This is a genomic window from Tuberibacillus sp. Marseille-P3662 (assembly GCF_900178005.1).
Lineage (GTDB): Bacteria > Bacillota > Bacilli > Bacillales > Sporolactobacillaceae > Marseille-P3662.
In genome coordinates this window covers 481,311-490,506 of the sequence record NZ_FXBS01000005.1, presented here as the reverse complement: position 1 = coordinate 490,506, position 9,196 = coordinate 481,311, and the positions used below count along the sequence as shown (strand labels likewise).

At 41.2% G+C, this 9,196-nt stretch carries 9 protein-coding genes; 4 read left to right on the top strand and 5 right to left on the bottom strand.

The annotated features are described in order from the left end of the window. The first annotated feature begins 835 nt into the window (after nucleotides 1–835). From B9Y89_RS08465 to B9Y89_RS08450, 4 genes are read left to right on the top strand one after another with little or no spacing between them, the layout of a single operon-like run. On the top strand, nucleotides 836–1,591 hold the full coding sequence (locus B9Y89_RS08465) for a DeoR/GlpR family DNA-binding transcription regulator (RefSeq protein WP_085522781.1): 756 nt from the start codon (nucleotides 836–838) through the stop codon (nucleotides 1,589–1,591). A gap of 33 nt (nucleotides 1,592–1,624) precedes the next feature. Further along, the gene (locus B9Y89_RS08460; protein ID WP_085522780.1) at nucleotides 1,625–2,956 is read left to right on the top strand and encodes a four-carbon acid sugar kinase family protein; all 1,332 of its coding nucleotides are present in this window, start codon (nucleotides 1,625–1,627) and stop codon (nucleotides 2,954–2,956) included. Continuing rightward, a complete protein-coding gene (pdxA, locus tag B9Y89_RS08455; protein ID WP_085522779.1) occupies nucleotides 2,940–3,965 on the top strand; it encodes a 4-hydroxythreonine-4-phosphate dehydrogenase PdxA in 1,026 nt (341 codons plus the stop codon). Before B9Y89_RS08460 ends, pdxA begins: the two co-directional genes overlap by 17 nt. Nucleotides 3,966–3,979: 14 nt before the next feature. Next, entirely contained in the window at nucleotides 3,980–5,347 is a 1,368-nt protein-coding gene (locus tag B9Y89_RS08450) for a GntP family permease (protein ID WP_085522778.1), read from the top strand. A 103-nt stretch (nucleotides 5,348–5,450) separates the two neighbouring features. On the opposite strand, the gene B9Y89_RS08445 is transcribed toward B9Y89_RS08450, so the two are convergent. The 5 genes from B9Y89_RS08445 to B9Y89_RS08425 form a co-directional block, all read right to left on the bottom strand. After that, entirely contained in the window at nucleotides 5,451–5,651 is a 201-nt protein-coding gene (locus B9Y89_RS08445) for a hypothetical protein (protein ID WP_085522777.1), read from the bottom strand. Nucleotides 5,652–5,843: 192 nt separating this feature from the next. Beyond that, on the bottom strand, nucleotides 5,844–6,311 hold the full coding sequence (locus tag B9Y89_RS08440; RefSeq protein WP_085522776.1) for a DUF3237 domain-containing protein: 468 nt from the start codon (nucleotides 6,309–6,311) through the stop codon (nucleotides 5,844–5,846). Further along, on the bottom strand, nucleotides 6,311–7,450 hold the full coding sequence (locus B9Y89_RS08435; RefSeq protein WP_085522775.1) for a muconate/chloromuconate family cycloisomerase: 1,140 nt from the start codon (nucleotides 7,448–7,450) through the stop codon (nucleotides 6,311–6,313). The genes B9Y89_RS08440 and B9Y89_RS08435 overlap by 1 nt, the downstream gene beginning before the upstream one ends. 105 nt (nucleotides 7,451–7,555) lie before the next feature. Continuing rightward, nucleotides 7,556–8,392 (bottom strand): alpha/beta fold hydrolase, encoded by an 837-nt coding sequence (locus tag B9Y89_RS08430; protein ID WP_085522774.1) that lies wholly within the window; start codon nucleotides 8,390–8,392, stop codon nucleotides 7,556–7,558. Nucleotides 8,393–8,639: 247 nt separating this feature from the next. Beyond that, nucleotides 8,640–8,969 carry a DUF3870 domain-containing protein gene (locus tag B9Y89_RS08425; protein WP_085522773.1) on the bottom strand — a complete coding sequence of 110 codons (330 nt, stop codon included), beginning with the start codon at nucleotides 8,967–8,969 and terminating at the stop codon, nucleotides 8,640–8,642. Nucleotides 8,970–9,196: the final 227 nt, after the last annotated feature.

Here is a 9,196-nt window from a genome sequence, read left to right as displayed (position 1 = left end):
CGTTCGTCCTGAGCCAGGATCAAACTCTCCGATGTATAGGACGTACAAGTGCCGACGTTGTGACAGGACGTCACGCCGTTAGTCGGCCTTCCTTTACATCCTTGGCTGTTAAGCCAATATCTGCAAACATTTGACCCTTGGCTATGTTTGAAAAGAGGTTCCTTTCAAACAGCGCTTGAGTTTTTGTTTAGTTTTCAAAGAGCAATCTATCGATTCGCTAAGGCTATTTCTCGTCAAAGCGACTCAATTAGTATATCAAAAGTTATCTTTAGTGTCAACAATGTTTTATCTTGTTTTTTACCGCTCCGAAAGCGACATTCATTAATGTACCAAAACTGATAAGTAATGTCAACATTTTTTTGTTGCCGCTATTGCTTCAAAAAAGCGACGCTATTCAATATACAAAATCTAATGAACGAAGTCAATAGTATTTTCATAACTTTGTGGCTTTCATTTCAAAAGCGACATTTATTAATGTATCAAAATTGATTGTTCGCGTCAATAACTTTTTTCACAGCGATCCCGTATTTTCATAATAAGTATATACTTAACTTACTTCATCCTAAATAAAACCACACATGGTTTTATCGGCAAAGAAAATGACGATGTCTTTCATCTCTCAGGACTAACACCCAAACAAATATTTTTAACACAAAATAATTAAATGGCTCACAGTCTCAATAATATTTTCAAACAATAGCTCACAGGACATATAACAAATTCTTGATCTAATTAACTTAAAAAACACTTAAGTTTGATTGAACATTTTCTTTCATAAGTGAACATAAACAAACATATCATTTGTTAGAAGCGAACAAAAGAAAGGATTAAGTCTATGCTGCAAATTGAACGCCAGCAGAAGATTCTATCGCGTATCGAGGAAAATGGAAAAGGTGAAATCGACACGTTGGCAAAGGATTTGAAAGTATCGGCGATGACCATTCGTAGAGATCTGGCAGCTCTTGAGAAAGAGGGAAAATTAATTCGTTCACATGGAGGAGCTGTATCAACAGAACGGTTAATCCCTGAAACATCCTATCATAATAAGATGTCCAAACATACAGAGCACAAAAGAAACATTGCCAGACACGCAGCTGAACTCATTCCAAAAAACGCACAAATTATTCTAGATTCCGGAACGACGACACTTGAAATTGCCCGATTAATTAAGCGTCGGGCTGACCTCGTCATTGTTACAAACGACGTAAAAATCTCTATTGAGCTCATCGATTCGAAGTCAAGGGTCATTTGTACAGGTGGTGATTTACAACCAAACATCGGATCATTTCTCGGTCCCCATGTCAAAACCATGCTTGAACAAATTGAAGTCGATATGCTTTTCCTTGGCGCACATGCTATTAACACAAAATCAGGCATATCCGCACCAACGATGGATAAGGCGAACGTGAAAAAATTAATGATTAAAGCCGCTCAACAAATCTGGGTTGTCGCCGATCACAGTAAATTTGATCAGAGGGCTTTTGCCAACGTTTGCTCGCTTGATACGACCGATGGAGTCATCACAGATGATAATCTTCCTACTGAAAAACGCAAAGAATATGAAAATATCGTCACAATCGAATACAGATGAACACCTCAAACCATATAGAAAGGAATTAAGGCCATGAAACTTGCAGTCATCGCCGATGATTTGACAGGTGCTAACGCAACCGGAGTCAAACTGTCGAAACAAGGTATTTCAACAGCGACCATCGTTCGCGGTCTACCGTTACCAGAAGAAGATTACGATGCTCTTTGTCTAGACACAGACAGTAGATATGAACAGCCCCAAGTCGCCAAAAAACGTATATCTGAAGCCATGGCATTTATCCATAAAAAGCATTCCCCTTCTGTTTATTGTAAACGAATTGACAGCACATTACGCGGAAATATCGGAGCCGAACTAGACATGATGCTGGATACCCTTGGTGCTGAGTCAATTGCCATTGTCGTGCCTGCATTCCCCGAATCAGGACGGATTACGATCGGTAACTTTTCATTAGTTGAAGGCGTTCCCTTACAAGAGACAGATGTAGCAAAGGATCCGATTTCTCCCTTAAGATCGTCCAAAGTAACGGAAATCATTGCGTCTCAAACCGACAAAACCATTTCGGCCTGCGGAATAAACGAGGTCCTACAAGGGAACGAAGCCTTACAAATGTGTCTTCAAAATAAGGTCAAAGAGGGCGTACGTATCATCGTTGTTGATGCCGTAACCGATGAGCAAATTGATCGAATTGCGGAAGTGATGTCGAAGCTCGAACAGACGGTGGTTGCCGTAGACCCCGGACCCCTATCAGCCAGTTATGCCAAGACGGCAACTGGCCAGGTCACTATGAAGAAAAAGATATTGGCGACGGTTGGAAGCGTAACATCATTAACGGGACAACAACTGGACTATTTTATTAAAAAATGGAGGATTGATCCGGTCTATGTCAATGCTGACAGACTTGCAACGTATTCAGAACACTGGCAAGAGGAGATTGACACAGTCGTCAAAAAGGCCGCCAGCAAGATTAAGAATGATTCAATGATTCTTGTAACAACCTACCATCCTGGCCAGCCACTGTTAGATCTAAAAAGACGCGCTAGAAAAGAAGATGTTTCTGAAGAGGCGCTTGCGAAACGGATTACAGATGGGCTAGCAGCGATTAGTCGTGAGATTATCCAACAAAACGAAGGCTCCATTGGTGGTTGCTTCTTAAGCGGCGGAGATTTAACATCTTCTGTCTGTGCGGTTGCCCGCGCCCAAGGTATCGAACTCATTGATGAAGTCCTTCCACTTGCCGCCTATGGTCGTTTTATCGGAGGCTATCTTCAAAATATTCCCGTTGTCACAAAAGGCGGGATGGTGGGTGATAAACAATCACTCAACAAATGCATTCATTATTTATTAACTAAAATGTCCAATAATTTAAATAATAAGGAGCGTATCTCTTATGAACAAACATCTTGAAACACCCATTATCGCCATTCCAATTGGGGATCCAGCCGGTATCGGGCCTGAAATTACTATTAAGACACTCAACGAAAAAGAAATTTACGGTGTTGCAAAACCGGTGGTTATTGGTAACGAAGCTGTACTCCAAAAGGCATTAACCCTATCTCATGTCGACTTAAAGATTAGATGCATTAATGAACCCGCTGAAGGACGTTTTGAATACGGAACCATCGACTTGATTCATCTCGATAACATTGAAACAGACCGATTTGCATTTGGAAAAGTTTCTGGCATGTGTGGTCGGGCAGCCTATGAATATATTAAAAAAGCCATTGAACTTGTTCAACAAAACAAGGCTGGTTCAATTGCCACACCGCCTATTAATAAAGAATCACTCAAAGCTGGAAAAGTTTCTTATATAGACCACACTGCAATGCTTTCCGCTTTCACAGGTGTCGAGGATCCGCTCACAATGTTCGAAGTACACTCGCTAAGGATCTTCTTCCTCACACGTCATTTACCCTTAAAAGATGCAATTAGTGAGATGACAAAGGAAAGGGTGAACGACTATCTTAATCGCTGTAGCGAAGCATTAAAACGACTGGGACTAGAAACGCGAAAACTCGCCGTTGCGGGATTAAATCCGCACGCAGGTGAAAATGGGCTGTTTGGCACGGAAGAAATGGATGAACTGACACCTGGTATTGAACTTGCAAAGCAAGATGGTATTGATGCTGTTGGACCTATGCCTGCCGACTCAGTATTCCACCAAGCAATGAACGGCAAATATGACGCTGTCCTTTCCCTTTACCATGATCAGGGACACATCGCAGCCAAGATGGCTGACTTTGAACGAACTGTTTCGATCACTAACGGACTGCCGTTTTTAAGAACATCAGTGGATCACGGAACGGCTTTTGATATTGCTGGTAAGGGTATTGCCAGTTCAGTCAGTATGATTGAATGTGTAAAAGCCGCGGCTAAATACACGCCGTTTTTTAATAAACAATACTTATTTCATTAGGGGGGATTTTGGAAATGGAAGCTTCAGGTGGTCAAATGATTCTTGGTCTTGTCATCGGGGTCTTAGCATTAATCCTATTGGTCACCCGAACTAAGATTCATGCTTTTGTTGCACTCATCATCGCTGGTGCTCTTACGGGCCTCATCGGGGGAATGACTCCCCCTGATGTCGTTTCAGCGATAACCTCTGGATTCGGCGGAACACTCAGTTCTATTGGCATTGTCATTGGTTTTGGGGTTATGCTTGGACGCATTTTAGAAGTATCACATGCCTCTGAGCGACTTGCTTTTACTTTTATCAAGTGGCTCGGAAAACGTCGTGAAGAATGGGCAATGGCTATAACGGGCTATATTGTGTCAATTCCGATTTATGTTGACTCTGCGTTTGTTATTTTGACACCTCTAGTGAAAGCGGTTTCCAGAAAAACAGGTAAATCCGTTGTTGCACTCGGTGTTGCACTCGGGACAGGACTTGTTGTAACCCACTCTTTAGTTCCGCCAACGCCCGGTCCGCTGGGGGTTGCAGGCATTTTTGGGATTGACGTTGGTCAAATGATACTCTGGGGATTGATTTTTTCCATTCCATTAATTATCGTCGGTGTGCTTTATGCCAAATGGCTAGGGAATAAAATCTACCAAATTCCTGATGAGTCCGGGCTTGATTGGGAACGCCCTGATCAGCCGCCAACGTTTAGTGCATTTATTAATCAAGAAGAACAAAAAGACTTGCCTTCTTTATTCCGTTCCATCATGCCCATTGTCATACCAATCATCCTAATCTTTATTAAGACTTTTGTATCAGCATTAGGATTTGAAGGTGGCATCTTTGATTATCTTAAATTCTTCGGTTCTCCGGTCATTGCCGTCGGTCTTGGTGTTATTTTCGCCATATATGGTTTAATCAGCCATGTCAAGCGCTCGGAAGCCCTTGAACGGATGGAAGAAGGCATTCAATCAGCAGGTATTATTTTGCTCGTAACCGGTGCCGGCGGAGCGTTGGGAAATGTTCTGCGTGAGAGCGGTTCAGGGGATTATATTGCAGAGGCCATTGCAGGTACCTCAATCCCACTCATTCTATTACCATTTATGATTTCAAGTCTTGTCCGCATCATCCAAGGAAGCGGTACTGTCGCGATGATTACAGCCGCCTCTATTTCAGCGCCGATTCTTGCAGGGACGGATGTAAACTTAGTGCTTGCCGCTCTTGCTGCAACACTCGGGTCTCTTGTATTCTCTTACTTCAATGATAGCTTATTCTGGGTGCTAAATCGGATGCTTGGCATTAAAGATACAAAAGAACAATTGATAACATGGTCTGTACCGACAACCCTAGCATGGTTAGTTTCTCTTGTGCTGATCCTTGTCGGTAATGCCATCGTATAAATAACTCGAAGAACATTAAGCAATACGCAGTCCTACTGTAATATAAAACAATCCGGGCTTTATTCCAAGTCCGGATTGTTAATGACCGCTTGCTATTCACTTATTAACCCGATCGGACAGGACTTTTTTGCGTTTGCTTGTAAATTGCAGAACCCGCTTCGAAATGCTCACGCCACTTTTGATTTTCTTCTTCGAGTTTTTTGTTATCATTGAGTAATTGCTCAACCTCATTAAGAAGTGTCCGGTTCATTTCAACAGTCTTCCTAGCAGCTTCCTGCATTTTTTGTCGTTCCTGATCATTCATCTTATCCCACCTAGCAAAAAACAAAACTTTACTAAAAATTTCGTTTCATTAATCCCTTTTTTGTCCCGTTAATTGGATATGACTCCTTCTAGTTATTATCAGAGTCAAGCCGAACCGGCCAAGGGTTTGTAACAACAAGGTGCTTGACCCGTCTGACAATGAATCATTAAGGGGATGACGTCTTAGACTGATTCAATCCACGACATAAACGGAATAGTTAACCTTTCCCGGCATCCGTTTGCCTGTTGAAACGACGATTCTATTATTTAACCAATGATATTTGGCTGAAGACGTTTCAAATGTAGGAGCAGTTCGGAAATAATAGTCGCTTGGGTCGACGTCCTCATTATTATCAAGACGCTCTAACACCTCAGGGCGTCCGGTACGGATCCCTCGGTAGGTCATCATAATGAGTGCTTCGTCATCTGTTTTCAGCAAAATCCGCACATCCTGAATGATGGTGCCATCTTCACGTACAGTTATCCAGTCATCTCCCCCAGGGACGACCTCCCCCTTAAGTAATTCTCCTTGAAAGGTACCACCCGATACTCTAATAATTCGTTTATTCCCTTTAGGTGTTTGCCCAGGTAAATAAGGGGCTTCCACTTGTAACTCCATATCAAATAAAAAGGAAAGAGCAGGTGAATCTAAGTGTTCCATTAGTTTGATACCCCCTGTTTACATGTTCTTTTATAAGTCGCTATCTTGTCTTCATCCAGTTCCACACCTAATCCTGGTTGATGAGGAACTTGTATTTGTCCTTCCTTAATAGTAATAGGATCTGTGACTAAATCATCAGCCAGCCAATCAGGACCAAACAATTCACTGCCATAGTCAAGATTAGAAATGGAACAATAAGCATGTAAACACGCCGCGGTTCCAATCGAACTTTCAAGAGACGTACCGCCAAAACAAGAGATACCTGCTGCTTCGGCTATGCCGGCAATTTTGACAGTATTTTTCATGCCGCCTGATTTATGAATTTTTAGAGAAAAGATGTCAGCAGCTTTTTGATCAACAAGTCGAAGGGCATCATGGATCGATTGCAAACTTTCATCAGCCATAATAGGGACCTGCTTCATATCAGCCAACTGTGCTAAACCTTCAATGTCATTAGGAGGAAGAGGCTGTTCGATAAAATCGATGTTCGACTTAGAAAGATCCTCCATAGACTTTTTCGATGTTAGCCGATCCCAAGATCCATTTGGATCAATGCCAATCGTCGAATCATCCTTTATACCATCGGCAATATGAATAGATCGTCTGACATCATCTGAAGGGGATGCTTTGCCAGACTTGATCTTAAAAATATGATACTGACCCGACATGACGTAATCCTTTGCCTCTTGAATATCACCTTCTGGCGTCCCGGAAGCTAAAGACCACCGGACAGGAATCCGTTCTTGGTACAGTCCTCCCAGCAGTTGATATACAGGAACGTTATATATTTTACCAATAACATCATATAGCGCCATTTCAACAGTCGCTTTGGCAAATGCATTACCTCTAATATGTCTGTTAATCCTTTGTAATAATGTTTCTAAGTTTCTGGGATCCTCTTCGGCTAAAAGGGGTGCTATATATTGCTCTATCACGAGTTGCATCGTTTCGACGCTTTCCCCGTTCCACCAAATACCTGGTGTGGTTCCCTCTCCAATACCGATGAACCCATTACTTAATTCCAACCGAATTAAGACAAAACTTTTGGAGGATACCTTAACCGTCGCAAATTGATGAGGCCGTTTGATTGGAATATCCAAAAGCTCAGTTGTGAGTTTCTTGATCTTTATTTCACCCATGTTATTGTTATCCTCCCTCAAGAATTAAACGATTTTCTTCCAAATGCTCCTAATAAATATGCTTTCATTTATTCCGACCCATTCCTTTCATTCCCCTTCACCAGGTTAACTTTCTAGAAAATCTCCAATATGCTGGATAATATCTGGTTGTTGATTAAAAACGAGCGTATAATGATTAGCTTCAGTACACTCAGAATGAATGTTGGGTATAAGTTGTTTTATATTCATGTACGATTGGTCATTGAACAGAGAAGGCTGATCCCCCATTTTTCCCGTCGCGATGATCAATAACGTTGGACATGAAATCGACGGACCCGTGTTTTCTGAGTCAAAGGAATAAAAGCTTTCAAAATCCTGTTCAATGAAATGAGAATCTGATTTGTGGATCCAATTTATATTACTTTCGTTTTTCTTAATCTCATAACGTGCAATCTCATCTAAGGTCTGATTCCAATCAATCCCAAGATTTTCATAGATTGCTTTTGTTGTATTAACATAGTCTTCTGGAGAGGCATAGGTTTTCTTCAAACGATTTAATGAAGGAATAATCAATTCTCTTTGGGAATGATCAACCTCACCGGCGCCATCTAATAAAATGAGTCCCGCAAGGTTTGGCAGGTGGCTGGCGACGATCGCACAAATATAGCCCCCCATTGAATACCCCATTAAAATAGGATCTTCGATGTCCAGTGTATCTATCAAATCCATTAAGTCATCCGCATGAGTCAAAATGGAGGTTTCTTGATCAGCAGGATCACTATTGCCTCTACCCCGTAAGTCATAACTAATAAAGCGGTATTCACCATAAAAGGCTTTTTGATAATAAACCATTTGCTTATAATTCCCTGTTAATCCATGCACGGCGATGATCGTTCCTTTGCTACCAGGCGTATCATGGATATGAAACGTCCGCCCTTGTTTGGTCTCCACATTCCGCTCCACGCTTCCTCACCCCTTAATAAAATCACTTACATATGCCTAAAAAAATACCCAGATTTCCCCGCGATAATAAGTAAGTGCCGTATCTAAACGGACATACACCTTATTACTGCCAGAAAAACTGAGTATTTTAAATTAAGAAGGATCTTTTGAATCCTGCTATTTAAAATGATGTTTTTCATACGTAAATTGCAACTATTCAAAATGTTATTTAGATAATACCACCACGTTCAATGTTTGTCAAACGCTTTCAAAACAATCCATTATATGATTTTGACTTTTGTTCTTCATATCTTCTAAAAGCCGCTTTAACAGCGACACTAATCGAGTTAATGGACGGAGCGAAGTAACTTTTCTGTATATAAGCAATCAGCTCATCACTGCCTCGATTCATGTCGTAGCCAATCAGCAACCGCCTAAAAAAATCCTTAGCTAAATCTGTAACAAAAGTGAATTCAGCATTAACAATCACATCATTCCTAGAATCAACTTCTAAAACAATCCCTGCATATTTGTATAACTCATACATGGAAGAACCTTGCGGGGCCTGCGCATACCCCGTTACTAAAACTGTCTCCATTTTCGAGCCTCCCTTAGCTTCACTTAATTTTGTAATGAAAACAATTGAGGTATGAATGACGGAACAACTGACAACTTTTCTCTATTGTACACCAAATGACATTTGAAGAGATAGCATACGTTGTCCTAAATGGCCCTCTTAATATTTTTTACCTTACACACTACTCAAGCAATAAATTGCAAAATTTCAATTGACAATAATCACCCACCAAAATCCCTTAACATCAG

Bases quoted from the DNA above. Each gene is read 5' to 3' on its own strand.
- B9Y89_RS08465 (WP_085522781.1), top strand. From the start codon at position 836: ATGCTGCAAATTGAACGCCAGCAGAAGATTCTATCGCGTATCGAGGAA.
- B9Y89_RS08460 (WP_085522780.1), top strand. From the start codon at position 1,625: ATGAAACTTGCAGTCATCGCCGATGATTTGACAGGTGCTAACGCAACC.
- pdxA (WP_085522779.1), top strand. From the start codon at position 2,940: ATGAACAAACATCTTGAAACACCCATTATCGCCATTCCAATTGGGGAT.
- B9Y89_RS08450 (WP_085522778.1), top strand. From the start codon at position 3,980: ATGGAAGCTTCAGGTGGTCAAATGATTCTTGGTCTTGTCATCGGGGTC.
- B9Y89_RS08445 (WP_085522777.1), bottom strand. From the start codon at position 5,651: ATGAATGATCAGGAACGACAAAAAATGCAGGAAGCTGCTAGGAAGACT.
- B9Y89_RS08440 (WP_085522776.1), bottom strand. From the start codon at position 6,311: ATGGAACACTTAGATTCACCTGCTCTTTCCTTTTTATTTGATATGGAG.
- B9Y89_RS08435 (WP_085522775.1), bottom strand. From the start codon at position 7,450: ATGGGTGAAATAAAGATCAAGAAACTCACAACTGAGCTTTTGGATATT.
- B9Y89_RS08425 (WP_085522773.1), bottom strand. From the start codon at position 8,969: ATGGAGACAGTTTTAGTAACGGGGTATGCGCAGGCCCCGCAAGGTTCT.